The organism is Sinorhizobium sp. 8-89 (genome assembly GCF_030124325.1).
Lineage (GTDB): Bacteria > Pseudomonadota > Alphaproteobacteria > Rhizobiales > Rhizobiaceae > Sinorhizobium.
In genome coordinates, this window is record NZ_JASKLR010000042.1 from 1 (window position 1) to 25,101 (window position 25,101).

20 protein-coding genes and 5 pseudogenes are annotated in these 25,101 nt (G+C 58.1%); 17 read left to right on the top strand and 8 right to left on the bottom strand.

The features are described from left to right. Positions 1 to 604: 604 nt before the first annotated feature. The 3 genes from QN219_RS31910 to QN219_RS31920 all read left to right on the top strand — a co-directional run bounded on the left by QN219_RS31910 (position 605) and on the right by QN219_RS31920 (position 4,392). Positions 605 to 868 (top strand): hypothetical protein, encoded by a 264-nt coding sequence (locus QN219_RS31910; protein WP_284004432.1) that lies wholly within the window; start codon positions 605 to 607, stop codon positions 866 to 868. A 204-nt stretch (positions 869 to 1,072) separates the two neighbouring features. Then, positions 1,073 to 2,155, top strand: a complete 1,083-nt coding sequence (locus QN219_RS31915) for an HlyD family efflux transporter periplasmic adaptor subunit (protein WP_283979950.1) — start codon at positions 1,073 to 1,075, stop codon at positions 2,153 to 2,155. A gap of 32 nt (positions 2,156 to 2,187) precedes the next feature. Then, a complete protein-coding gene (locus QN219_RS31920; protein ID WP_283979946.1) occupies positions 2,188 to 4,392 on the top strand; it encodes a peptidase domain-containing ABC transporter in 2,205 nt (734 codons plus the stop codon). A 759-nt stretch (positions 4,393 to 5,151) separates the two neighbouring features. On the opposite strand, the gene QN219_RS31925 is transcribed toward QN219_RS31920, so the two are convergent. From QN219_RS31925 to QN219_RS31945, 5 genes and pseudogenes are all read right to left on the bottom strand, one after another. Then, entirely contained in the window at positions 5,152 to 5,445 is a 294-nt protein-coding gene (locus QN219_RS31925; RefSeq protein ID WP_283979945.1) for a hypothetical protein, read from the bottom strand. 633 nt (positions 5,446 to 6,078) lie between these two features. Further along, a pseudogene (locus QN219_RS31930) lies at positions 6,079 to 6,264 on the bottom strand (IS481 family transposase); the annotation flags it as partial. Between the two features lie 119 nt (positions 6,265 to 6,383). Further along, complete coding sequence (locus QN219_RS31935; RefSeq protein ID WP_284004433.1) at positions 6,384 to 7,184, bottom strand: class I SAM-dependent methyltransferase; 801 nt, start codon at positions 7,182 to 7,184, stop codon at positions 6,384 to 6,386. A gap of 839 nt (positions 7,185 to 8,023) precedes the next feature. Beyond that, positions 8,024 to 8,247: pseudogene (locus QN219_RS31940) on the bottom strand (ATP-binding protein); the annotation flags it as partial. 151 nt (positions 8,248 to 8,398) lie between these two features. Continuing rightward, positions 8,399 to 9,370 (bottom strand): DMT family transporter, encoded by a 972-nt coding sequence (locus QN219_RS31945; RefSeq protein WP_309486654.1) that lies wholly within the window; start codon positions 9,368 to 9,370, stop codon positions 8,399 to 8,401. Positions 9,371 to 9,776: 406 nt separating this feature from the next. On the opposite strand from QN219_RS31945, the gene QN219_RS31950 reads away from it, so the two are divergent. Beyond that, positions 9,777 to 9,962, top strand: coding sequence for a hypothetical protein (locus QN219_RS31950; RefSeq protein WP_283979943.1), 186 nt, complete (start codon positions 9,777 to 9,779; stop codon positions 9,960 to 9,962). Between the two features lie 227 nt (positions 9,963 to 10,189). Here QN219_RS31950 and QN219_RS31955 read toward each other — a convergent pair. Both QN219_RS31955 and QN219_RS31960 read right to left on the bottom strand, forming a co-directional pair. Continuing rightward, positions 10,190 to 11,236: pseudogene (locus QN219_RS31955) on the bottom strand (recombinase family protein); the annotation flags it as partial. Continuing rightward, positions 11,223 to 11,405 (bottom strand): hypothetical protein, encoded by a 183-nt coding sequence (locus QN219_RS31960; RefSeq protein WP_283979942.1) that lies wholly within the window; start codon positions 11,403 to 11,405, stop codon positions 11,223 to 11,225. The pseudogene QN219_RS31955 and the gene QN219_RS31960, both read right to left, overlap by 14 nt. A gap of 311 nt (positions 11,406 to 11,716) precedes the next feature. On the opposite strand from QN219_RS31960, the pseudogene QN219_RS31965 reads away from it, so the two are divergent. Both QN219_RS31965 and QN219_RS31970 read left to right on the top strand, forming a co-directional pair. Continuing rightward, positions 11,717 to 11,909 (top strand): annotated as a pseudogene (locus QN219_RS31965) (transposase domain-containing protein); the annotation flags it as partial. Positions 11,910 to 12,084: 175 nt separating this feature from the next. Further along, the gene (locus tag QN219_RS31970; protein WP_283979941.1) at positions 12,085 to 12,321 is read left to right on the top strand and encodes a hypothetical protein; all 237 of its coding nucleotides are present in this window, start codon (positions 12,085 to 12,087) and stop codon (positions 12,319 to 12,321) included. On the opposite strand, the gene QN219_RS31975 is transcribed toward QN219_RS31970, so the two are convergent. After that, positions 12,318 to 13,505: an ROK family protein gene (locus tag QN219_RS31975; protein ID WP_283979940.1), complete on the bottom strand. Its 1,188-nt coding sequence runs from the start codon at positions 13,503 to 13,505 to the stop codon at positions 12,318 to 12,320. The genes QN219_RS31970 and QN219_RS31975 overlap by 4 nt on opposite strands. A 133-nt stretch (positions 13,506 to 13,638) precedes the next feature. On the opposite strand from QN219_RS31975, the gene QN219_RS31980 reads away from it, so the two are divergent. The 11 genes and pseudogenes from QN219_RS31980 to QN219_RS32030 form a co-directional block, all read left to right on the top strand. After that, positions 13,639 to 14,640, top strand: coding sequence for an extracellular solute-binding protein (locus QN219_RS31980; RefSeq protein ID WP_284004434.1), 1,002 nt, complete (start codon positions 13,639 to 13,641; stop codon positions 14,638 to 14,640). 36 nt (positions 14,641 to 14,676) lie between these two features. Beyond that, positions 14,677 to 15,675: an ABC transporter ATP-binding protein gene (locus QN219_RS31985; protein WP_283979938.1), complete on the top strand. Its 999-nt coding sequence runs from the start codon at positions 14,677 to 14,679 to the stop codon at positions 15,673 to 15,675. Beyond that, positions 15,672 to 17,381 (top strand): ABC transporter permease subunit, encoded by a 1,710-nt coding sequence (locus QN219_RS31990; RefSeq protein WP_284004435.1) that lies wholly within the window; start codon positions 15,672 to 15,674, stop codon positions 17,379 to 17,381. The genes QN219_RS31985 and QN219_RS31990 overlap by 4 nt, the downstream gene beginning before the upstream one ends. Before the next feature lie 13 nt (positions 17,382 to 17,394). Next, entirely contained in the window at positions 17,395 to 18,318 is a 924-nt protein-coding gene (locus tag QN219_RS31995) for a sugar phosphate isomerase/epimerase family protein (RefSeq protein ID WP_283979936.1), read from the top strand. Beyond that, positions 18,315 to 19,097 (top strand): inositol monophosphatase family protein, encoded by a 783-nt coding sequence (locus QN219_RS32000; RefSeq protein WP_283979935.1) that lies wholly within the window; start codon positions 18,315 to 18,317, stop codon positions 19,095 to 19,097. Before QN219_RS31995 ends, QN219_RS32000 begins: the two co-directional genes overlap by 4 nt. A 280-nt stretch (positions 19,098 to 19,377) precedes the next feature. After that, entirely contained in the window at positions 19,378 to 20,016 is a 639-nt protein-coding gene (locus QN219_RS32005; protein WP_284004436.1) for a hypothetical protein, read from the top strand. Between the two features lie 20 nt (positions 20,017 to 20,036). Then, entirely contained in the window at positions 20,037 to 20,834 is a 798-nt protein-coding gene (locus QN219_RS32010; protein ID WP_284004437.1) for a porin, read from the top strand. Further along, positions 20,818 to 21,012: a porin gene (locus QN219_RS32015; RefSeq protein WP_284004438.1), complete on the top strand. Its 195-nt coding sequence runs from the start codon at positions 20,818 to 20,820 to the stop codon at positions 21,010 to 21,012. Before QN219_RS32010 ends, QN219_RS32015 begins: the two co-directional genes overlap by 17 nt. 1,255 nt (positions 21,013 to 22,267) lie before the next feature. Beyond that, the gene (locus QN219_RS32020; protein WP_284004439.1) at positions 22,268 to 23,395 is read left to right on the top strand and encodes a glycerophosphodiester phosphodiesterase family protein; all 1,128 of its coding nucleotides are present in this window, start codon (positions 22,268 to 22,270) and stop codon (positions 23,393 to 23,395) included. A gap of 31 nt (positions 23,396 to 23,426) precedes the next feature. Then, positions 23,427 to 24,479: a hypothetical protein gene (locus QN219_RS32025; RefSeq protein ID WP_283979932.1), complete on the top strand. Its 1,053-nt coding sequence runs from the start codon at positions 23,427 to 23,429 to the stop codon at positions 24,477 to 24,479. Positions 24,480 to 24,943: 464 nt separating this feature from the next. Continuing rightward, positions 24,944 to 25,101: pseudogene (locus tag QN219_RS32030) on the top strand (IS66 family insertion sequence element accessory protein TnpB); the annotation flags it as partial.

The following is a 25,101-nucleotide window of genomic DNA, read 5'->3' on the forward strand; positions in this document are numbered from 1 at the left end:
ACACCGTTGGCGACATCGTCAAGCTCTTCGAGCCGCAAGAGTGTGCGAACTACTTCGCAGCAGCAGGATATGACCCGGATTAAAGTGGACGTGCTCTAGAACAACAGGGCGGAAAACTCCCATCAGATGGTGCGACGACAGGCTGCAAGTCACCCGAATCGAATGAGTGCTTTCTGTCCAGGCACTCCGCGGGCCACAATACCTTCATCCTATGGGGCGACCTGATTTCCCGCCGAACACCTTTTCAGGGCAGAGGCGGCGAACCTATGATATCCAGCGACGACAGACGCCTAAGTGCCTAGCAGGTTGCCACGCTCTGACCAAGTTCGCAAGAACCGTCGGCCAGCTCATATTGCCTTCCGACACAAGAAGAGCGTCGATACCCGAAGAGCGTCACTTTCGCGGCCGAATGCCTAGCCTACACGCATCGCGGTCTTCGCGTCAGGGCGCCTCGCGACCGGCCGCGTATGACTCGGGTGCCAATGTGGATTGGCACTCATTTTCATTGCACCATCTATTCGTCTCCGGCGGACTTGTCGGATTTGTCGATTCCACGACACGGCAATGTTCGGCCGGGCGTGCCGCCGCATTCCCAGCGAAGTCGTTGAACAATATGCAAAACAGTCCTTTTGAAGCTCTTGCCGCGCAATTGGCACGACTCTTGAATCTCGATCATGGCGCGACGGCAAGCGCTGCCGCGCTAAAAAAGGAGACAACAATGAAGACCAATATGTCAGCCTATAGTGTCACCGAACTAACTCCTGAAGAAGCAGCTGCAATTTCGGGAGGAGAATGTTGTGTGCCTATTACGCTGCCCGACTGCCCGCCGCCCCCTTGTCAAGACTGGGACATTTGGCAGCAGCGCTGATTATTGCAAAAGAACATAGGGGGCGCGAGCCCCCTATACGTCCGCTCAAGATATAATACGGATCGACATTTATTTATATAGAAGCCGCAACTCGGCTTAAATACTGGACGCGTGACTAACTCAATTATGAACAATATCTTACTTCCTCCTGAAATAGCCGCCTACACAGCAGAGAGCATCCTCTCCCGACGAACAGGACGATCTCTGCTCATCTATAAGATCATAGTACTCGCTGTGGTCGCGACATTGGTATCGCTGCCACTCATCACCGTAACAGTCTCTGTCCAGAGTGCCGGAACCATTCGCCCTACCATCGAAAAAACGCCCCTCATCGCGCCCGTGTCCGGGCGCATCTCGAATATCTTTGCGGTTGAGAACGATCTCGTTGCCCAGGGGCAGGAGGTTCTCTCCATTGACGATGAGGTGGTTGAAGAAAAGCTCGGGGCGCTTACGGCCGACATACGAGCGAAGAGCGATCTTGCCGGTGACCTCGAAAGCCTGATCTCAAGCACACATGCAAAGGACCCAATCCGCCTGCTGACCGAGTCAGCCACCGCAGAGCGGGCGCATTTTCTCAACCTGTTGCGGGAAAACCAATATGCCCGCAGTCATGCCGCGGCGGAACTCGCGCGCGCTAAGCGCCTGGTCTCTGTTGCTGCGGCGCCTCAAAAGGCCATCGAGGAGAAGGCTTTCGCCCTCCAGGACATTGAGGTTCAGGGCGAGATCCTTGTGCGGCGCAAATCCGCCGAATGGAACCAGCAGCTCTTCGACACTAACCTGCGCCTCAAGGAACTCAAGGCCACCTTGCATCAACTTGAGCATGAACGGGATCTGACCCGCATTCGAGCTCCGGTGTCGGGCGCTCTTGAGCAATTCTCCGGCCTCGCCCCCGGCAGCTACGTGCAGGCGGGGCAAACCGTCGCTTCGATCTCGCCGGACGGAAAATTGGTGGCGGAAATCTACGTCTCCCCCAACGACATCGGCTTTGTGCGGCCGGGCCAGTCGGTGCGGCTCCAAGTGGATGCCTTCAATTACAATCAATGGGGTGTCATCGAGGCAACAGTGGTCAACGTGGCGCAGGACTTCACCCTTGCCGACGGGAAGCCGGTCTTCAAGGTAGGCTGCGCGCTCTCCCGCAGCGATCTCGCGCTCAAGAATGGCGTCATCGGCCACCTGAAGAAAGGCATGATCGTCCGGGCTCGCTTCCTCGTGGCCGACCGCACTCTCCTGCAACTCCTCTACAATGACGTCGACGATTGGCTCAATCCGCTCCTGGCGGGCCGCTAATCATCCATTTTCGCAATAGTCAGCGAGCTGCCATGCCAAGCAAGGTCATCAAGTTCAAGCAACGTGACGTCACGGATTGCGGGGCCGCCAGTCTTGCTTCCGTCGCAGCCTTCTATGGCTACGAGCTGCCATTGTCGCGCATTCGCCAGTATGCCTCAACCGACCGCTCCGGCACAAACGTACTGGGCCTCACGGAAGCGGCTCAGAAACTGGGCTTCATCGCCAAGGGGGTGAAGGGCGGCTTCGACAGCCTTTACAAGATCCCGAAGCCCGCTATCGCGCATGTGATTGTCAAGGAGGTCCTGCACCACTTTGTAGTGATCCAGTCGATCGACGCGAGGTGGGTCACCGTGATGGACCCAGCCTATGGCGAAATCCGCAGACTGTCGCACGAGGAATTCAAGGCGCAATGGACTGGCGTCCTGGTGCTCCTGGTTCCGGCAGACACCTTCAAGCGCCGCGACGAGACCACCTCGCCGCTTGCCCATTTCGCCCGTCTGCTTGCTCCACACAGGGCAGTGATGGCGCAGGCTCTCGTCGGGGCGCTGGTGACGACGATCCTCGGCCTCTCGACGGCCATCTACGTTCAGAAGATCGTTGACCATGTGATCACAGCGGGCAACCACAACCTGCTCAACCTGATGAGCGTCGCCATGCTGCTGATCCTGGTGGCGCAGATCCTGATCAATCTCCTCAGAAACCGGCTCGTCCTGCAAACGGGACAGAAAATCGATGCCTCCTTGATCCTCGGCTACTACAATCACATCCTACGCCTGCCTCAGAAGTTCTTTGACGGCATGCGCATAGGCGAAATCGTCTCCCGCATGAACGACGCCGTGAAGATCAGGAGCTTCCTGAACGACGTCTTGATCACCATGTTCGTTAACCTGCTAGTGATATTGTTCTCGTTCGGACTGATGTTCGTCTACTCGTGGAAGATCGCCTTGGTGGTGGCGATCTCTATCCCATTATACCTCTTACTCTATTGGACAATTGATCGGCTTAACAGGAAGCGCCAGCGCGCCATCATGGAAAATGCAGCCGATCTGGAGGCGCAGTTGGTGGAATCCCTCGGAGCTGTCTCCACGATCAAGACCTCCGGCATGGAGAGCTTCGCCAACCTGAAGATGGAGACCCGCTTCGTCAAAATGCTACATTCCGTCTACAGCTCCGGCCTTATCTCGATCTTCGGAGATAGCGCCTCCACTTTCCTCTCGAACCTATTCACCATCGTGCTGATGTGGTTCGGAACGACGCTTGCCCTCGATCAATCCGTCACACCTGGCGAGTTATTGTCCTGCTATACTTTGTTCGGCTATGTCACCCGGCCGGTTGCAAGCCTGATTCAGGCCAACCGGATCGTTCAGGATGCATTTATCGCGGCGGATCGCCTGTTCGAGATCTTCGAACTGGAGCCGGCAAGCGACGGTGGAATCGATGCCACCACCTCCACGCTTGGCGATATCCGCCTAGAGAACGTTACGTTCCGCCATGGCGCGCAGCCGGCGCTTTTCCACAATCTCAGCGTCACCTTCCGCAAGAGTGAGATGACGGCCGTGGTGGGGGAAAGTGGGTCGGGCAAGAGCACCCTTGCGGCGCTGCTACAAAATGTCTATCCGCTTGAGGGTGGACGCATCCGCATCGGTCCCCATGCCCTCCGGGATCTCTCGACCGTATCCCTGCGCAAGATTGTCGCTGCGGTGCCGCAATCGGTCGACGTGTTCTCGGGCTCAGTGATCGAGAACATTGCGCTTGGCGAGTTCGAGCCGGACTTTGAGAAGATCCTGCAAATCTGCGATCAAATAGGGCTACGGGAGTCAATCGAGCGGTGGCCCGGCGGCTTGCAAACCTATCTGGGCGAGCACGGCGTATGTCTCTCCGGCGGCGAGAAGCAGCGCCTTGCGTTGGCTCGGGCTCTGTACCGGGATCCGGAGATCCTAATCCTAGATGAGGCGACCTCCTCACTCGACTCCATTGCCGAGACGTCCGTCCTGCGGGTGGTAGAGGATCTGCGGCGAGCCGGTAAGACCATCGTCGTCATCGCCCATCGACTGAGCACCATTCGTTTCGCCGACAAGATCGTGGTCTTGGACAAGGGACGGGTTGTTGCGGAGGGAAGGCATGCTGATCTGCTGACAGCAGATGGTGCTTACGCTTGCTTGTGGCGGGCGCAAACCGGATTTATCTCACAGCTTCAGGAGGGGGCATCGCAGAGTCTTCCCGGAATTTTACGCTAAGCCGCTTTAAGGGAACGCGACCGCGGCTTCCGGAGCGGACGGAAGGGAGGGCATGGAGAGGCTCGGTGGCCAGACATAATCGCCGTTGAAGCTGATGTGCGCCCAACGAAGCGGTGCGGTGTTGGGGCCGGAGCATACCGGAGGTGCTGGTCGCCGGCGCGAAATCTTCAACGGTTCGGTCGAGATAAATCGTGGCCGCAGCGCCGATTAGGGTGAGACGACGCATCAATCAATCAAGATGAGACTTGTCGCTGGCAGTTAAAACGCGAGAATGCTGCTGTTTCGGCTTTGGCGAGCAGCGTGCAAAGCTTTTGCAAATACCTTTCCGCCTCCGCCATTGTCCTGACGCCTTCAGGCCAGGGAGCCGCCAAATCGGCTTTTCATCATCTCGTTTTCGACGACTCGGGATCGCGTTTTCAGGAGCCTTACTCATTCATGGACAGACTTCCTTGCCGAGGCGGCATTGCTTCAACTGGCGATGGGCTGGGCCGTCGTGAGCGACGTCAGAAATGCAAAACGTTCCATGATAGGAGCTTTTGAGCGGTCGCGGGGATGATTGGCCGCGAGAGCTCGCAGCTAATGATCCTGCGATCGGTCGACAATAAACATATCGAGGCTTGCTGCGTAAATTGTTTTGGGGCGCCGGCTGAATCTGACATTCGTTTACTCTCCTGCCGGTTTTACTGTGATGTGCATCCGCGGCGGCGTCTGGAGCTTGCCAACCCGATCCGTTGCCAAAAGAGCCGGTGAAAGTGGTTTTCAGCGGGGGCCCTCAGCCGAGGACTGCCGGTCGGCGCCGCAGCGGTCCGACTGCAGGTACTGACGATTGACCACCAGAAGGTTTCGCAGGGTTACAGAAAAGCGGTGATCGTTTTTTCGTCCGGCGACATTATCTCGAAATAAGTTCATCCCTTCGGCCAGGATCAGCAAGCCGTCTATGCTGGTAGCCGTGGTAGCCCGTTCAATGTCATCAAGCGAACCAAACCACTCGCGGAGCAGGAGGCTTTGCGTTGCGATATCTCGCGGACCGCCGAACAATGTCAGGGCAGGCATGAAGAGCTTCTCAGGGCTTTGATGAAGTCATAGGTCAAACCCTGTCCAGGACACCGCGATGTTAATGGGCCACCACCGCGAAAACTCTTGCGCCCCGTAGACGCCGACCATTTCAATCGCAAACTGATCCCGTCCGGTCGGTCGCTTGGACCTGCATGAGCGTCAAGGACGGGGACGCCTCGCCCTCCCCTATGGGCCGAAATCTCGTAGCGGATCGACCGGGACCGAGAATGTTCGGGAAGATGGTTCTTTCTCGCGAAGGTTTACCACCCTTGTCGATCTGATTGAGGTTTGCCGCGAGACCTCCCAAGCTGCCAGGTCACCAGTTCCTCCAGCCATGCCTTCATCTCAGTCAGGTTTGCAGAGCGCGAACAGCTTAATGGTAAAGCATTAGCACGCGGTGGCCGTTTGGCTCGGAAGACGTAAAGCGCACCGTTCGCGCGGATCATCGCTGGCAATCACGCACCAACGACAGCATGCTATCCGGCCCGCTTGCCGTTCGGTAGAGCTTGATACAACCGCAAGTGCGCGCGGGGTCTGGTGTACTGGGGTTTGTTGAGATTCGTCTTGAAGTGGCGAATGTCGTAGCCGCTGCGTCCCGCCCGTTTGCCCGGGCCAATGCCGTTCCATCTTGGCCCGCGTCTCGTCGGGGAAGATTTCCGAAAGGGCCAGGCGTGGGTGGCCGTCAATGGCCAGATACGTATTCCCAACCGATGCCTCGGCTGTTGCTCTGCCGAGTGCGATTGCGGTAGCCGGTTCGGTTGAAATTGCGAGTTTCTTGATGTTGATATGGATGAGCTCGCCCGGCCTGTCGTATTCGTGGAGGCGAACCTCTTCACGCAGACCTCGAACGCCGCGGTCACGACCGTCGGTCGCTGTCCTCCGACCACGACGCGGTGTGCGATTGCGGCTCGACTGCGCGCGTGAGGCGAGCATTCTTATGTATGTCCATTCGGGCCGCCGAGAATCACTGAGGGTTCGATAACCTGAGCTTTTCCGGCTGGAAGCGAATGGGCAACCTCCTGAAAGCAGCTGGAGCGGTACATCGAAGGTCGCAATCCATATGCTGTCGCGCTATGGCGCACTGAGAACAGCTTATAAGTCAAGTTAACGTTGGGGTACGTCCCCTCCCTCACAATTACCGATTTAAGATCATTCGCAGCTATGATTCGCTCGAGAAGGTCGTCACGGGCATCAGTGCTGAATCCTAGAAGGATTTTGCCTCCTTCTGTAAGAAATGCTCGGCCTTCCGAAAGAAATCTCTCGAGCTGCCTGTAGCCGGGATCAAATGCTCCACGCTCGAGGTCATCGGTAAATTCGAAATTTTCTGGAGCGAGGTTCCAAGGGTGGTTCCAAAAAATTATGTCGAACTTCCTCTCAGGAGGAATGTTACTGAAGATATCGCTTTCGATGACCTCGACATTGTCAATACCGTTTCTTGCGGCATTCTCCAAAGTGTTCGCGACTGCGCTCGGATTGATATCGCAGGCTAGCAACGACAGCGCCCCAGTCTTGGCCAGCAAAAGACCCGGGAGACCGAAACCGCAGCCAATTTCCAAAATCGTCTTTGTGGCGAAGGGAGGGAAGTTCTCGCTAAACCAACGCCAACTTTTGAAATCTTCAGGAGGAAAAACGCCTTCTCGCACGATCAGATCCAGCCCGAACTCCCGGATCTGCCGCGGGAACGTTCTCTGTTGACTAGTCCTGAGTGTTGTCCTGATTCTATCGAGTTCTTTCATGTGTTCTCTCGTCGATGCGCTCGTGTTGGCTGACTGTTTCAACAGTTTTTCGCCCAGCGGGGAGTTTCAGAGGCCCTGGCAACCGGACCCGCCTGCCTCGAGTATGAGGCGATCCCAAGGCGAGAGGGAAAATGCATGACCTTCTGAACCAGCGGGATCGCAAGAAATTGAAACGCCGCGATCGGGCTCAAAACGGCTAATCGCTCATCCTCTCCCTCTTCACACTCGGCCGTTTGTGCGAACTCGTGCGGCGAGGTGCAGGACCATCTCCTGAACGTGTGAGTTCAAGATCACACGAAAGTCTGCTTTGCGTCGCAGGTTACAATGAGGATCTTGTGCGACGGCGACGAGGCCGGCTACTGAATTCGGGAAGGTGATGGGCTTGCCGATGGCCCCCCTTCCGTAGCGCGTGAGCTGACGCAGACCTGCCATGTTTGTTTTCTTCCCTCGGTCCATTAATTGCGGTTACCCGCGACATGAATGCGGGGCGCCAAAATAAATCGCCGCCAGACGGGAGGTTCAAGGTTCGTGCCACTTTGACTGATTGAGCCGACCAAAACTCTTTATCGTTGTTTTTCAGCGGTAAGGTCTGACGCAAACGTAGCGATCGCTAAACAAGTCTGTGTCGTACAAGCGACAAAGACGACGGGAGGTGTCGGATATGCCGTGACGGGCGGATCACGATGACGCTATGCCGCCATTGCGAACAGATTGCCGAACCCGATGAAGCCGCCCCTTTGTTCCGAGATGATTGCGCCCTCGGATTGCGGGATGATCTCGCCCCCTTGAGGCTGGGGTGCTGCTGGCTGTGATTGTTGTCAGTTCATCGGTATCCGGAGTCAAGATTTTCGGCGCTCATTTCGCCGTAAGCTCTCGCCAGTTAAATCGGTGAGATGTGCGTTATGAACCAGCCGATCGAGAATGGCATCGGCGTAAGTTGGATTGCCGATGATCTCGTGCCAGGGCTATACAGGTGGCTGGCTCGTAATGATCGTCGAGCGGCGTCCGTAGCGATCGTCAAGGATTTCCAGAAGGTCGTGGCGTGCTGCTCATTGAGCGGCTCGGCACTTAGCGGAGGTATAGAGCTTAGCTCCATCCATAGCAGCAAACTTTCACCCTTGGATGCCGACCTGATCTAGACCCGCTGCCCCACAGTTCCTGGCAGCGAGGTTACGTGGTCTAGACCGCGTTATTCGCTACAATTTGGCATCGTTTCAAACCGACTTCGCTCGTCGCACTGCCAGCCGGTATTCCCTCCAAAAAGTAAACAGACCGGCTCCGGACACGATCAGTGCGCCGGCTACCATGTTCCACGTTACAGTCTCTCCAAAAAAGACCGTCGCAACAGCACCGCTCAAAACGAGTTGGAGGTATGTGAGAGGCTGAACCTCAGCGGCACTGAGCAGTCCATAAGCCTTGACGAGAAAATATTGGCTGAGCGCCCCGCAAACACAGAGCGCGGTCATTGCGGGCCAATCGGCCATATGTATCGGTGTCCAATAGAATGGCCCGACAAACGTTATGGCCACAGCTCCCGGGACCCCTGCATACAATACGCTTGTCACGACGGAGTCGTCCTGGCTGACCGCACGCGTGGCGATGGAATACACGGCGTAAATAAGACTAGCAGCTATGGGAAGCAGCAGGCGCATATCGAAATGAACGCTCACAGGGTTTAGAAGCACTAGAACGCCCAGCATGCCAATGACTACAGGAATGCCATGACGCAGACCGACCTTTTCGCCGAGTATTGGCACCGACAGTATGGTAACTATCAGAGGTGTAGCTCCAAGTATCGCCTGACTTATTGCCAGCCCAGCAGTCGTGAAGGCGAAGATGACCACCACGATCTGGCTCATCAGGAGAACACCTCGGAGTGCCTGCAGAATTGGTCGTTGCGTGAATAACGCGCCTCGCAGGCCTACTGGAGAGGATGCTGCAAGAACCGTCACAAACACCGCAAGCGCCCAAAGGCGCATCATGGTCACGATGATCGGTGGATACGTCTCACCAAGCAACTTTGAAAAACCATCCCGGCCCGCGAAAAGTATCACGGCCAACAAGACATAAAGATATCCCGATATTTTATTGTTCATGGTTGAGCTTACTTGGTTGATTGAGTTGTATCGCGACTTTGGCGGGTGATGCGACTGATTGTGGGAGCACTTCGCTTCCTCTTCGGTCATCTTGTGATCTCGCTTAAGGAGTCTTCAGCCATGTTCGCGAACGAGGAGGCGGGGTGCATTCAGACTTCTGGCCTCGACCCAAATCCTGCCGACAAAGCCGCTTCCGTCGACGCTTGATGGTAACCAATTCACGCCGTGCGGTAGCGGTCGAGCCAATTGGCATAGGGATGGGCAGCGGCCAGCCGGCTCGGTCGAGGCCGAGCTTGGGTGCGGCGGCGTAGTGCCGGTGCGGGTCCTCAAGCAGCGGACGGCCGATCATGACAGGTCGATCTTTTCGTCGCGGAGCATTTTGTCCGTCGGCTCCGGCTCTTTGATGTGCCAGCTGGTGGAGGTAGGCAGGCTGGCCTGCTCGCGGACACCTGCGAAGATTGACCATCAAGGCCGGCCCCCATGGGATGCCAGCGTTATGCGTAGAGAAGCCAATGCTTACGTCCACCATGTCCAGGCCTTCCTGTTTCAGTCGGCATGCGAGCGCGATCGAGTCCTGATGCGCCTCCTCATCGCAGCCGTCGAACTCGACGACCCCGATGCTCGGGCAAGCGGCTTGTTCTCGGGCCAGACCTTGCGCACGGCGGCAAGCGTTTCGACCTAGACCGGCCGAGATCTGGCCGTGTCCGCTCCCGGCAAGCAGCCCGCCGCCTCTCAACAGAAGATTTCAAAGTTCATGCCAATTTGCGTGACGGCGCTGAAGAATGACTTTTACGCTTCTTTTGCGCGTTTAAACCAATATGCTAACAAACCGGTTTAAGAAGGCTGGTGTCGTCAAATCGGCAAAGCCGACAGTTTTGTCGGATTGCGCACGAGTTCACCGAGCGTGAGACCCACATACACAACGGCGAGGCCACGACCGCATCGACCGCAGGTGAGCATCCCGGATAGCAGGGCCCGGCCTCCGCGGCCAGACTTCTGGCCACCGCTACGGCCGTATGCATTGCATGCCAGTGACGCCTGATTGCGCTCAAACACCGCCCAATCGATGTATCCTTCGTGGTGTTCGCGGATCAGCACCTCCCAATCGTCGAAGGCTTTGCCGTGGCCATAGGTCTTGCGAGCGCGCCCGTCGACAACGGTGATCCGCTTCTCGCTTTTGCCGTAGGCATGGGCCCCGGCATAAAATGGGTTCTTCAGAAGGCCGATGACATTGCGATAGCGAACGGGTTGCCACTCGAACGATGTCAGGCGCTTGCCATCGGATGGGCGGGGAAAGAACATGCCCTCTGCCGCCAGCGACAGATGTGTCTGCCGTGCGCTGCCAAGTATACGAAACCGTTCGAATATCGTTCGAATAGCCTGCTGAAGGCGCAGATCAGGATCAAAACCCAGACCATAGTCGCGATGCCAGACATAGCCGATCGGCACGCTGATCCTCAACTCGCCTCGTTTAGCCTTCGCACGCGCGGCATCCAGCATGCGCGCACGGATGATCCCCAGCTCGAATTCGCTGATGCTGCCCTTCATGCCGAGCAGCAACCGATCGTTTGGCAGGCAAGGATTGTAGACGCCATCCAAATCTATGACCCTTGCTTCCACAAGGCCGCAAAGCTCGAGAAGATGATGCCAGTCGCGACCATTGCGTGCCAGGCGTGACGCATCGAAGCAAAGAACAGCGCCGACTTCACCGGCACATAATGCCGCCACCAGCTTCTCAAATCCTGGACGAGCAACCATTCCACTGGCCGATCGCCCGAGATCATCGTCGATGACCTCAACGGTGCGGAAGCCGCGATGGCGTGCGACGTCAACGAGCTCATATTGCCGGCGACGGCTCTCGGGGTTGTTCTCGACCTGACCTGGGCTCGACTGCCGCACGTAAACAATGGCTTTCCGCTGCAGGATGGTGGGAGGAAGGATCTCAACGGTCGTCATCATTCCGTTCCTCCTCCTTCATGCCAGTGGCCGCCTCGATGAGAAGCGTGGCAAGGTTCGACACCAGCCGCCGTCGGTCGCTCGCTGGGAGGCCGAGAAGGCGCGGCGGTTCGAAGGAGATCAGGAGCTGACGCTGAAGCGGCTGAAGGCGAAATTGCGGATCGGGCATCTTGGGGTTCCTCGACGAGATTCGGTTCGCCGGAACAGGGTCGCCGCATTCCGCGGCGCTGTAAAAGGTCATCCAGATCCACAAGCGCCGGCAATGAGACCCGAGGGTCCCCAATTCCATGCCAGCACAGCACGCCGCATCGAGCATCCAGGCTGCGATCGCCGTCACAACACCGGGCATGACCTCAACGTGGACAAACTGCCCCTTCTTACGGTTCTCGCGATAGTGCAGCCGCAGACGACGACCGAAATAGGGATGCCAACGATAGTGGACGACAACTTCTCGCCCGACATGGGCAGAATGTTCGGTAGATGGCTCTCGGAAGAAAGAATTATGCTTTTTAGCGGCTCAGACGCCGGCGGTGAGCGGGCCGCCGTCATCTACACCATCGTCGAGACCTGCAAAATGGGCGGCATCAACCCGCACGCGTATCTCGCCGACATCATCAATCGCATCGCCGACCACCCCGCGAACAGGATCGACGAACTCCTTCCGTGGAACTAGTCTCCTCAATCATAGTGTCCACTTAAATCCACAGTGGACACTATCCGATTTCAGACCGAACGCTATCCCGCGGTCGTCACGCCACGCTTACATTTGATCTCGCTTAGCGTTGTTTAGCGGGAAACCAACGCTTTGCCCTCTTATACAGCACCTCGAAAATCTACTGCATGCGGCGTTGACCAATCCGCAGCCCTTCGGCCGCATCGACATCCTGCCGGCCGACGAGCGCAGCCATCTGCTCGAGGAGCTGAACCGGACGGCGGCGCCTTATCCGTCGGATCGCTGCATCCACGAGCTGTTCGAGGCGCAGGTCCGTCACGCCCCCGATGCGGCGGCGGTGGTCCATGAGGACGAGCGCCTGAGCTATGACAACTCAATGCGCAGGCCAACCGAGCACCGAAGCCGCCTTTAGGGTCGCGATACAATCGGCGAGCGTAGCATCGGTCGCCGACCGTTGAGATGGGCACTGCCACCGTCAACAACAGCACCCGAAAAAAAAGCATGAAACAAGGGGACGCAGCCCGCACCGATAGCGCCAGCCCGCAGTCCCAATTGCGAGGCTCTGAGTGGCGCAACCGCAAGTCCTCTGGATGGGCCTTCAATAGGCTCTGCAAGTATGGCGTCGACCAAGCGCTCGTTTAGATCAGTTGGCAATCTTCCGCCAAGCACGATGAGTAAGGGATCGAAAAACCCGGTGGCTATGCGTACGGCTTGCCGCAACTGCGCTCCCGCGCGGGCGACCCAGTCGTTCACGACGGTATCTGCCTCTGGCGAGATCGCATTCAGGTCCTGGAAATCGCGAAGAGCAAAGCCAGCCGCTATCAGTGTTTCCAGAAGATCCTGCCCGGAGGGACGCGGTTGATTGTAGGGATAGAGCACTCCCGGCAAGCAAGCATTGCCATTGGCGCCGCGATAGGGTCTGCCGTCGATAACAGCGCCGCCGCCAACGCCATGACCGATGTGAATGAAGAACATCGGATCGTCGCCGGCGTGGTCAGTTGCAAAAACGTATTCGCCGAGCGCCGCTGCAGTGCCATCGTTCTCGACATGGCACGGAATGTCGAAGGCATCGCGAAACGCTTCAACTGCCCGGTCGTCTTCGAAGGCAGGAAAGAAAGGATGTGCCTTTAACAGGTTTGAGACGGTGCCAAAATTGCCAGGAACGGAAATGCCAATGCCAACCAGGCTACTCTTTAGGACGCCCAAGTCAGCAAGCATTTCATCGGTGGCTGTTTGTGCAGCTTTCGCCACGTCTTCCGGGCAGGCGGTCTTGATGTCCACCGTTCTGGTTGCAAGGATGGATCCCCCAAGATTGATGATGACGACCTCCATGCGCGCGAGGGAGAATGTGACGCCCACCGCATAGAAACGGCTCGCCCGCACCCGCAACAACCGACGCGGCTGGCCTTGCGCGCCGCTTCGATCCGGCTCCTCCGAAACCAGGCCGAGATCCAGCAGACCGCCGATCAGGCGCGTCACCGACGCCCCGGTCATGCCAGACAATTGCGCCAGCTCGACGCGCGCCACACCCTTGTTCTTGAAAATCAGTTCGACTAGCCGTCGTTCGTTGAGGGAGAGTTGGGGCAGTGCGGGCATTTCGCAGTCCTGGCAAATCGATCCATGGGTTCGGAAGAGCTATTGCAAAGAATATTAAATTGCGCAATGTAATTAAAGTGACACACAGTCCACGTAAGAGGGGCGCGCGTCCACCAAACCTGGGAGAAACATCATGAGATTATCCACCCTTGTTGCATCCGCGGCGATCGCGCTGGCCACGGCTTTTCCGGCACTGGCCGACGCGCTGACCATCTACAGCCCCCAAGGCGGCGAGCGCGCCGCCTGGATTGCCGAACAGGCCAAGGCGGCGGGGCACGACATCAAGCTTCTGAATGCGGGCGGCGGCGAGCTCTTCGATCGCCTGTTGGCCGAGAAGAACAACCCCCAGGCCGACGTGGTTCTCGGCATGGTGGACACGTCGATGGCCTTGTTGAAGAAAGAAGGCCTGTTCCAGGCCTACACGCCCACATGGGCAAAAGACCTGCCGACGCAATTCCAGGATATGGATGGCATGGTCTATAAATTCTGGCAGACGCCAATCGTTCTTGCTTATTACCCCGACAAGCTGCCGGTTGCCGAAGCCCCGAAAAGCTGGCTGGATCTGACCAAGGACCAATACGCCGGCAAATACGTCATCGGCGCTAGCGCGTGGCAGACGACGCGCATGTATCTTGCCGGTATCCTCGTCCGCTTCCTCGACACCAGTGGCGAGGTGTCCGATGAAGGCTGGGATTTCCTGAGCAAGCTCTACGCAGGTGCCGTCGTTGTCAACGACGCGGATTCCCAGATCGAAGCGTTCAAGTCGGGCCGCGCCTCGATCGACCTGAATTGGCTTGGCGGCACCTTCAAGCTGGCCAAGGACCTTGGCGCCAAGGTCAAGGTGGTCGAGACCGATGGCGGCACGCCTGTTATCTCCGAGGGCGTGGCGATCATGGCAGGAACCGACCAGCTCGAGCAGGCCAAGGCCTTCGTCGACTGGTTTGGATCGGCCGATGTGATGGCCGTTTACGCCGAAAAATTCGGTCAGGTTCCCCTCTTGCCGGAGGCCTTGGCCAAATCGCCGGTCGCCGTACAGGAGAACGCCAAGCTCGTGAAGCCGCAGCCGATCGATTGGGATGCAATCGCTCCCAAGCTCGATGGATGGCTGCAGAAGATCGAGCTTGAAATCCGCTAGTCGGCGGCAAGACCGATATGAATTGGAGGTCTAACCATGGCCGATCGCGTTCTGTCCCTGCAAAATCTCGACGTCGGTTACCCTGGCATGACGGTAGTTCATAATCTGAACCTCGAGGTTGCCGGTGGCACGTTTGTCTCACTCCTCGGTCCGTCGGGGAGCGGAAAATCCACCGTGCTGCGCACCATTGCCGGGTTCCTCCCGGCCTTGGGCGGGAGGATTGCCCTTGAAGGGCACGATATCACCACCCTGCCGCCCGAGCGCCGGAACGTCGGCATCGTCTTTCAGAACTACGCGCTGTTTCCGACGATGACGGCGTTCGAGAACATCGGCTTTGCGCTCCGCGTGGCGAAGAAGTCGAATGCCGAGGTTGAAAAGCGCGTGCGCGAGGTCGCCACCATGGCCGGGATCAGCGATCAGTTGGACAAGAGACCGGCGAACATGTCGGGCGGGCAACAGCAGCGCGTCGCAATCGCCCGCGCCCTCGTCACCGGATCGCGCGTGTTGCTCTTCGATGAACCCCTGTCGAATCTCGACGCCAAGGTACGGGCATTAATGCGCCAAGAGATCAAGCGCCTGCAGACGGAGCTCGGTTTCACCGCCATCTTCGTCACGCACGACCAGGAGGACGCCCTGACGATGTCGGACGTCATCGTGGTTCTCAATCACGGCAGGATCGAACAAATCGGCGACGGCCGCACGCTTTATCGCAAGCCGGCGACACCGTTCATCTGCGAATTCATAGGCGTCTCCAACGCGCTTGCGCCGTCGTTGGCGTCCCGCCTGCTCGGCGGCGACATCAACGGCCGTAGCTTCGTCCGGCTCGAAGACGTGTTGCTCGGTGTCCCCGACGGCCTGCCGGCGCGGGTGAACCACGTCGAATTTCTCGGCGCCTACAGTCGCATCGATCTCGCCGTTGACGGTCATGCCGTCTCAGCGATGCTGATCGGCGAAGAGCTTCCAGAACCGGGAAGCACCGTCTCGCTCGCTGTTCGCCCCGGTGCAGCGCATATATTTGCAGAGCCGACGTCATGAGCCGCACCATTGGCCTCGAGCGCCTCCTCTACTGGTTCGGCTTGATCGCTATTGGCTGGGCCGTTCTCACCTTCCTTCTTGCTCCAATGGCTGCCGCCCTGCATGCTGCGCTGTTCAGGCATGGCGGGCTGGCGATCCTCGATGCCATTGCGGAACTGGCACGCTCACGCCGCGTTCGCGCCGCACTCTGGAATACCGCCTGGCTGACGGCGGTGACGACCGCCACCGTCACTATCGTGGGGATGTTTCAGGTGGCGGTGCTCGAATATTTCCGCGTCAAGGGCCGCGGCTTTCTCAAAATCGCCTATTCCACTCCATTGGTGTTCGGCGGCGTCGTTGCGGCTGCCGGCTATAACTTCACTTATGGCCCGGGCGGGGCCATTACCGCCGCCCTCACAGCCCTTTTCCCCTCTATCCCGCGTGACTGGTTCATCGGCTGGTTCGGCGTTCTTTTCGCCCACACCTTCCTGATGACCAGCTTCCATTTCCTTTTTCTGCGCGCCGCCATGCGCCGCGTCGACTATTCGACGATCGAGGCGGCCCGCGGCATGGGAGCCTCGGAAATGATGATCTTGAGTCGCGTCGTGCTGCCGGTGATCATGCCGACTGTGCTTGCCGTCACGCTGCTCACGCTCAATATGGCGGTTGGCTCGTTTGCCGCGCCGCAGGTGCTAGGTGGCCGCGATTTTCACATGCTGAGCCAGATGGTGCTGACGCTGAACAGTCTGCGCCGTCCTGATATGGCGGCACTGCTGGCGCTCCTGATGGGTGTCGTCCTCATGGGCCTCCTGCTGCTCTCGCAGTATTTCGAGGGCAAGGGCGCCTACACCTCCGGTGCGAAAGCGACGACCCGCATTCAGCTACGGCCGATTCGCAATCCGCTCATGCGCAGCGTCGTTCACGCGCTCGCCTATCTGATGGCAGCTATCTATCTGGTCCCGGTCGCGCTCATCGTGCTGTTCTCCTTCGCTCCTGCCTCGAGCATCGGCATGGAGATCCTGCCTTCCACTTTAACGCTCGCCAATTACGCCCTGGTGCTCGGCGGCGGCACGGCTTTCGTTGCCTTCTTCAACTCGATATTCATGAGCGCGGGCGCGGTCGTCGTTGGACTTGCCGTCACGCTCTTTGCCGTGCCGATCATGGTGCGCAAGCGCAACTGGCTGACCCGGGCGCTCGATGCCAGTTTCTTCCTGCCCTGGATCATTCCGACCATCCTGCTCGCTGTCGGGCTGATTGCCGCCTTCGACGCACCCAATCCGCTGGTTGGCAACGCAGTCCTGCTCGGCAGCTATTGGCTCCTGCCGATCGGCTACGTGATCCTCAGCCTGCCGCTGATGGTCCGCTTCATACGTTCGGCCTTCATCGGGATCGATCCGGTCTTCGAAGAAGCGGCCCGCGCCATGGGTGCCTCCGGTCCTTATCGTTTCCGCCGGGTCGTCCTGCCACTCGTGGCGCCGACCGCCATCCTCGTCGCCGGCATGAAGTTCAACAACCTGATGGCCGAATATCCGCTCTCGGCCTTTCTTTACAATGTCAACAACAGGCCGCTGCCGATCGCCATCGTCGACGGTGCGGTTTCAGCCGACGCCGACCAGGCCGCCATCAGTCTCATCTACGTGACGCTGATCATGGCCTTCTCGCTGGCCATTATCCTCATCGCCGAGCGCCTCAGCCTCGGCCGCACCCCCGAAACAAGCAACCTCTGAATGGACACTTGAGATGGATACTTGCATCACCGTCTGGCATTGGCCCAAGCATGAACGCTGGTACGACGAGGGCATCCGCCACTCACTCGAGCTGATCCGTGAAGCCGGTTTTACCCATATCAACTGGAATCCCGATTCCGGCAGTTCCTATTTGCTGGCAGATGCCGAAATTGACTTCACCCGCCGCATCGTCACTGATGCCGGCCTGAAAACGCATAGCGTTCACGCCAGCAACGGCGTCAACCCCGTGAGCGAACTCGCCCATGCCGGGCCGGTGCCCTTTGCCATGGAGACGCGCAAGAACATCCTTTCCCCGCATGAGTGGCAGCGTCAAAGCGGCGTCGAGCTCCTGAAGAACCGTATCGACCTCGCCGCCGCCCTCGGCGCCCCGAACGTCGTGCTTCACGTCGACATCACCGACGACACGTTCCGCAGCATTGACACCGAGCAATCATTCTTTGAGCCTCTGGTCCGATCGTTCGACGACGTTCAAGCCTACTGCGTCGAGCGCAACGTGCAGATCGCCGTCGAAACGCTGGTCAAGGCAAGCGCGGAAAACTACCACAAACTCTATGCCCGGCTGTTTGACCGCTATGATTCCAACTTCATTGGTCTTTGCTACGACAGCGGTCATTGGGAACTGATCGAGCCGGGCAGGGTGTCCGTCCTGGAACTCTATGGCGATCGACTGCTGGCGACCCATATTCACGACAATTTCGGGGCGAAGGACGACCATCTGCTGCCTTTCGAGGGTAGGCTGGACTGGAACACTATCACCAGGGCCATTGCAGCGACCGATTACATCACGCCGCTGAACTTTGAGACGCCGATGGACCGCTACGTCCTGGCGGAGGCCTCCTACTATCAACGGGCGCACACAATCGCTGTCCAGCTGGAAGAGATGATCGCAGCAGCGCGCGGCAAGGTGGAAAATTGAACCACGATCTTGAAACGCGGCTGGACGTGCTTCGGCAGGTTACCGCCGAGGTTGCAGCATTCGCGCTGACGCGCTCTCACAATCTTGCGCAAATCGCCATCGAGACAAAGGGGAAGGCCGACTACGTCAGCGCCGTCGATCGCGACGCCGAAAGCCTCGCCCGCAGCCTCATTCATGCAAAGTTCCCCGCCGACGCTATTGTCGGCGAGGAGCAGCCTGGCGATGCCCAAGGTGACCATTGGCTGATCGATCCCGTCGATGGTAGCGCGAATTTCTTGTCGGGCATACCGTTCTGGGCGGTCTCGATCGCCTATGTCCGCGACAATGAGCCGGTGCTTGGCGCTGTTGCCCTACCAGCACTGGATGCTGCCTTGTGGGCTTCGGGGGAAGGCCCTGTCCATGGGACAGGGTCTGTTTCGCTCCTCGTGGGGACGCAGCCCGTCGCCTTTGGCATTGGCCGCAACCGGACATGGCCGATCGCCCATCGGCTCGAGGTCGAGGCGACGCTCGAAGCGCAAGGTTTGCATATCGTTTGCCTGGGAAGTTGTGCCGCGGCGCTTGCAATGGTCGCGGCCGGCCGGCTCGCGGGCTACATCGAGCATGGCACCAATGTTTGGGATTGCGCCGCCGGTCACGTCTTGTGCCGGGCGGCGAATGTGCCTTCAGCCATTCTTCCCGAGACCAACGGAAAAGTGGCGGTGATTGCGGCGTCGGGAGCTCTCACAGAAGTCTCCAAGGCCCAGCTAAGCCTCCCGGAGAGACCGCGGCAATTTGGATAAGCAGTTGTGGTTTTTGGCCGGTCGTCGATTTGGGCCAGGGCTTCGACGATCGGCAGCCACAGATCGCGGATGGCAATCCTCGCAACGATGGGGGTGAGGCGGGATGCAAATGGATGCATCACATTTCGTCTCTAGGAATGCGCTCCGGAACGACCCCCTCATGTTCGCGCCCGCTGGTCCTCTATCTCCTTGCCCTGGCGGCGATTGTTGCTTCCGTCGCCGTCTTTCTTGACCGCGCACCGCTCAACATAGAGGGCTGCTTTCGGTACTGGACTGGAACATGGCATCGGCCGAAGGACCACACGACGAACTCGGCGGTTCGCTCGCACTCCTCGATCATTGGGGCTTACGGATTCTTGCCTGGAACACCGCGCTGTTTTGTGCGCCGCTATCCCGTACAGACGATCCGCCAGAGCCAGACAGTTTCGAAGCCCATTCGCGTGACGCGATGCTCGCCAGGCTTGGATCTGTCAAGCCGAACTGGAGATGGACGGTCACCTCCGACACGGCGGACGATCCATCGCTCGTGTACCGCAGGCAAGGACTTCAGTCTGCTTGGCTGACAAGCCTTAAGCACTCCGTTGATCTGCAGGCGCTAGCCATGCGCTACACACCCGTGGTCAGCTTCATTTTCGTCCTGGCCGGGCAAATTGAAATCACCGACCGGCGAACCCGCAAAACGTTGCTCATCCCGCCGAACCACGTCGCCAGCGCCCGCCAGAGCGCCGGCAACCGAATGGCGATCGAACCTCGGAGCTCGTGGCTAGCCTTCCACATTCCTGAGCAATCACTGCGGCGAAGTTTCGAGGATCTGACCGGCAGGCCCTATGTGCAGGAGTTCGTCTTGCCGCCCACGCGGTTGTCCGAAGACAACGGGAGGGTCTCTATCAAACACTCCGACAGGCAGAATGAGATCTGAGCGCGACCGCAGCCGAAGCAATGCCGATGCTGGCAAAGGCCTACCAGCACTTGGCGCTGGTGAAGCTGTTCTCGAACATGCCGCACAACCTGGCCAAACTACTTCTACATCCCGGGCACCGAAACCTGCCTCAAGATCGGCGGCTACGTTCGCTTTCAGTCTCGTTCGGGCCTGACGAGGTCAACAAGCGCCAAGGCTGGGGTGCTGCAGGCACCTCCGACTGGGACGCCTTCCCGCGCGCCTATCTCGGCTTTAGCGCCAAGAGCGATACCGAACTTGGCACGCTTACCGGTTGCTTCGCCGGTGAATTCAACGCCGACAATGACACCGATGTCGGCGACAGCCTGATCAACGTCGATGAGGCCTATATCCAGCTCGGCGGTCTGAAGGCCGGTTTCTTCTACAGCTGGTGGGACAAGGGCCTGAACGGCGAAACCGATTCGATCGGCAATGTCACCGAATTCAACTCGATCGCCTATCTTTATGATGGCGGCGCGTTTCAGGCTGGTATCGCTCTCGACGAACTTGAAGGCTGGTCCACCAAGGCAAACGGCATCGGTGTCCAGGCGATCGTCTCAGCGACGGTCGGCGGCGTTTTGTTCGAGCTGCTCGGCGGTTACGACGCGGAAGTTGAAGAAGGCGCGATCCGCGCTCTGATCTCGGCCGAGCTCGGCCCGGGCACTCTTCAGGCCGCGGCCATCTGGGCTTCCGATCCGAACACCTATTGGAGCGCCTCGGAATGGACGGTTTCGGCGTTCTATGCTTTAAAAGGCGACCGACAAGCTGAAGATCACCCCCGGCGTGCAGTACTGGGATAGCCTCAGGAATGGCGCTGAGTTCGACAACGACCTCGACAAGTGGAGCGCCGGCGTCGGCATCGACTACAAGATCACCGAAGGCTTGGCGTCGCGTATCTCGGTTCAGTACAACCAGGAAGCCGCCACGACCGACCGCGACTACGTCTCGGGCTTTGTCCGTCTGCAGCGGGACCTCTAAGTCACTCCTAGCCGCCAGAGACCTCGCAAAACGGCAGGTTTTCGAGGTCTCATGCGCGCTTGGCTTGTGACCTAATCATCGCCAGGATCCGCTCCGCCTCGATCCGATGTTGCCCGGCCAGCTCGGCTCGGCGGAGCCTGCGACGGTCACTGCTCCTTCTCCGGCGGCGGCACGGCACATTTCTGATCTCTTCCCCTGCCTCGCCTTCTCCAGGCACGCCGAATCTCCCCGCCACCGGTGAGTTCAAAGAGATGGTAGCCCGAGCATCATGTAACCGGCGCGGATGCGATCACGACCGATGACAAGGCTCGCAACGTGACTGTCGCCGAGAACGGCAGGAAGCGCGGCAAGATCAGAAGCGGGGGCATGCCGCCGATGATGCCAAAGCTGCCTACCGTCCACATGGGACGTCTTGACTTTCCCGTTGGTAGGCGCTCCTGACGTAGCGGCCGAGAGACGCGCTCGGGGCCCTCGAGCTTCGATCGCCCGCACGGCGTTCCCGGAAACCCGCTCACCGTGGTCAACGATCGTTAACTGCCCGCTCTGATGTCCGTTTCAACGCGCGCCGAGTCGCCCGTTCGGCAGAACCGCCACAAGGATAGCTCGCGCATTGGTGGAAGCAGAACTGATATGACGTCGATGATTAAGCTCTGATACGCGGGTCGGCTACAGCATTCCCGATTATGCGTCCGGGCTGTTCCTGTCTTACTGCGAGCGTCGGTCGTGCCGACCACAAAGCGGTGAACGGACATTCCCATTGCAATCGCCCACATGCAGCCGGCGAGTTCCCGCGCCACCACTGTGCACGCGACCGTCGACTTCTTTCCGCGGGCGCTCGACATTCGATCCACAGGCGGGTCTGCGCCTTCTAAGCAATCTCGCGAACCGATGATACCTCATGGCGATATCTTGCCGATCCGCGGCGAATGCCGATACCTCCAGGCACGGTCGACATTAATGCCCGGGCGTCCATTGACCGCTCTGGTAATGCCAATCCCTTTGCTGTCTTCCGGCCGATCGCTCGCCGGGGACAAGGCCTAATGTCTCCGCCAAACCTCTTTCTCCGAGGCCGGACAAAAATGTTGGAAGCCCGACAAAAGGATCCGCAGGATCCGGCCGCCGGCACCGAGAATTGGCGCAGAGCATACGGTGCGCGAATCCGGCACGCAACTTGCGTCGGTGAGTTTGTTTACGAGCGGACGGCAGTGGCGAATCTCCGACCGGCTCGCAGACCGTTTTGCCGGAAGGATTAGAGATGCGTACGTCACTTATTTCCACTTCAATTTTTGCCATGTGTTTCTCATCCCATGCCGGGGCAGAGACCCTGCTTCCGGTGAAACCTTCACCCTATCTCGTCAGCGCCATCACAAGGAACATGTTTAGATTGCCAAAATCCGACTCGGACTTGATTCTAGTGTCGGCGCATCGCGGATCTTGGGAGGTCTATCCCGAGAATTCAGCATACGCCTTGCAAGATGCCTGGAATTCACAGATCGAGGCCGTGGAAGTCGATGCGCGCTCTACAGCGGACAAAGAAATCATTCTATCACACGACTACAGGATCGAGCGGGAATCCACCGGAAGCGGCCTGCTGTACAATCAAAACTATTCGCAAGTACAGGGCGCTAATCTACGCGACCGTCATGGGCGCGTCTTTAAGGACCCGCAGGCGCGCGTTGCGAAGTTCCTAACGTTCTCTGCAGCGCTTGATCTGCTAGCTCAGTATATCACCGATGATGGGCATGGCTATGTGATGATCGTCGACGTGAAAGCGGCGGTGGACGATCAGGATCCCACCGATCCGATCGAACTCACGCAACGTTGCCTTGACATCCTCGCGGCCAAGAAAAATTCGCAGCTCAGCAAGGCTGTGGTATTCAAGCTGAAAGCCAAGGATGCGGTTGATATTGGCACGTTTCTGAACCGCACCACCTACAATCCCGATTTGATTGGTGGGTTGATCATAGTTGAAAACCCGGACGACGATAACGTGAAGGATTCCAGCTATGATCCTCACCAGGATACAGTCTATGATCAGTGGAATGTGGCGCCGTTCCCCGTTCAGTTTGAAATGAACCAATTCTACAAAGGTGACGGTCTTCAAGCATATTTCGACTATGCCGATCAAAAACAGGGCTTCGCCACCTATCATGAAAGTAACTACTATCCCGAGGGTGTCGCCAATAGCGCTGGAAAATGCTGCTTCGGGCACAACACCGATCCCACATCGACCGCTCCAGGAGGCATCGTTCCGGACTATCGCGGAGATCCGGAAATGGCGGTCGTCAATCGCACCAATCTGATCACCACTGACTGGCCCGACGTGGTTGGAGATATGCTGCGCGAGTTCGGGCGCCGCAACACCAGCGAACTGAGCCGCTAATGCAAGACCGCGCTTCAACGAGGATCTTCAAATGAACACTGGAAAGATATTCTCTCTATCATTCCTTATAATGGCATGTCTTGTTGCTGGCGCAAGCCACGCTGCTCCATGCGCGGATCAGGCTGACTGCCTTAAAAGCGCGTCGGCAAAGGTGTCTCAGACCCTCACCCCCAAGGTCGTGCCTGTTTTTGGTGACTACCCAAAGCTGTATATACACGACTCTGCGGCAGAGGCCGATTATCCGGTGCCCGATAATACAAAGCAGGTATTTGACTTTTACACCAACAAGACTTCATTTAATTTTCCACCAGGCTCATCAATCGAAACACGCGAGATCGCTTCGATCAGCCCGGCCACGGGTTTTACAATCCTCTTGGTCGAAAAGACCCGTGACAATACCACTCCCAATGGCGGTAGCGCCCTATCCCTATTGAGTTCCAATTCCAACGACGCATACTTATCATTTGCTTTGGGGGCCAAGCCCAGTTCAAGTGGGCAAAAGTGGTCTGTTGCCAAAAGCTTCCTTGAAGGCAGGATGGCGCGAACCGCTTATTGGCAGAAGCCGTGGGACATGAATCTCTTGGGACCAACAGGCGACTTCTCTGGAACCGAGTGGATTTACTTTACCTTCACACCAGACGGCAAAGTTCGGATCGACCGTTTCGCGCCGTATACCTATTTTCTGGCGTTTACCGCTTATCAGTGGGATGAGGCCGTGCTTGACAGTGGCTTTCCACATTTTCCTTTCGACGCCGGCACACCGACTGACCGGCCGAACTCCGTCACTTTCGGAACGGTCGGGCCGTGGCTTATTGGCGCTGCCGGCGCGCCCGGACAGACCCCGCCGACCATCGAGCCGATACAGGCATTGCCCGGCTTTGAGGGAGCAACGATATTTTCCGCGCCGCTGTCGATGAAAGAAGTTATAGCTTACCAGAACTCTCTAAGGGGAAGTGATTTTCTCGACGAGAACATGCTGCCCTGCAACAGCGGCCAGTATCTTTCCGGCCAAATTAGTACTCCCTGCGGTACAGCTAGTCCTGGCAATCCGCCGCCGAACATGACCTCACTCACTAGATGGTAGCGAGTGAACGACGGTTACAGACAAATTGGGCCATATCGATGTGGGTTGGCGCGGGCGCACTAGCGAAAATCTCGGACGGTGCGGACAGGAAATACAGCAGGAGTGCCCTCAGGGCCAATTCCTACGTTCAGCGATCACCAGCAGCATGTCCGTAAGCGGCAAGGAGACCCCGTCTGGCGTAGGAGGTTAGCGGTCGGATATCGGTAGCGCATGTTGTGAGCCGAAGTGAGCTTCTATGTCTGCGCCTAGTTCTGGAACTAGAACCGGAGCCACTCGCTGTGCATGTGCCAGAGCCGATACTGCAGCCAATGCGCGGCGTATCAGTACCGCGGCGAGTTGGAAGACCCTGTTCCATTCACCGCAGGGCTGACTGGCGATGATCAGTGAGCGCGACGAACATCCCACCTTTCCTTTTGTGATTGAGGCCGCGAGATAAGCTCCTTCATCGACGGGAGTGGAACGGGATGGTTGGAGATCGCGCTGATGCCATGCTTGAAGTCATGGATGAAGCCATGGATGAAGTCAGGCATGAGGGAAGGTATCGTCGGATCGAGGTGATCACCGGTCGGCGCCAGCGGCGGAATTGGACTGACGAGGAGAAGGCGCGGATCCTTGCGGAAAG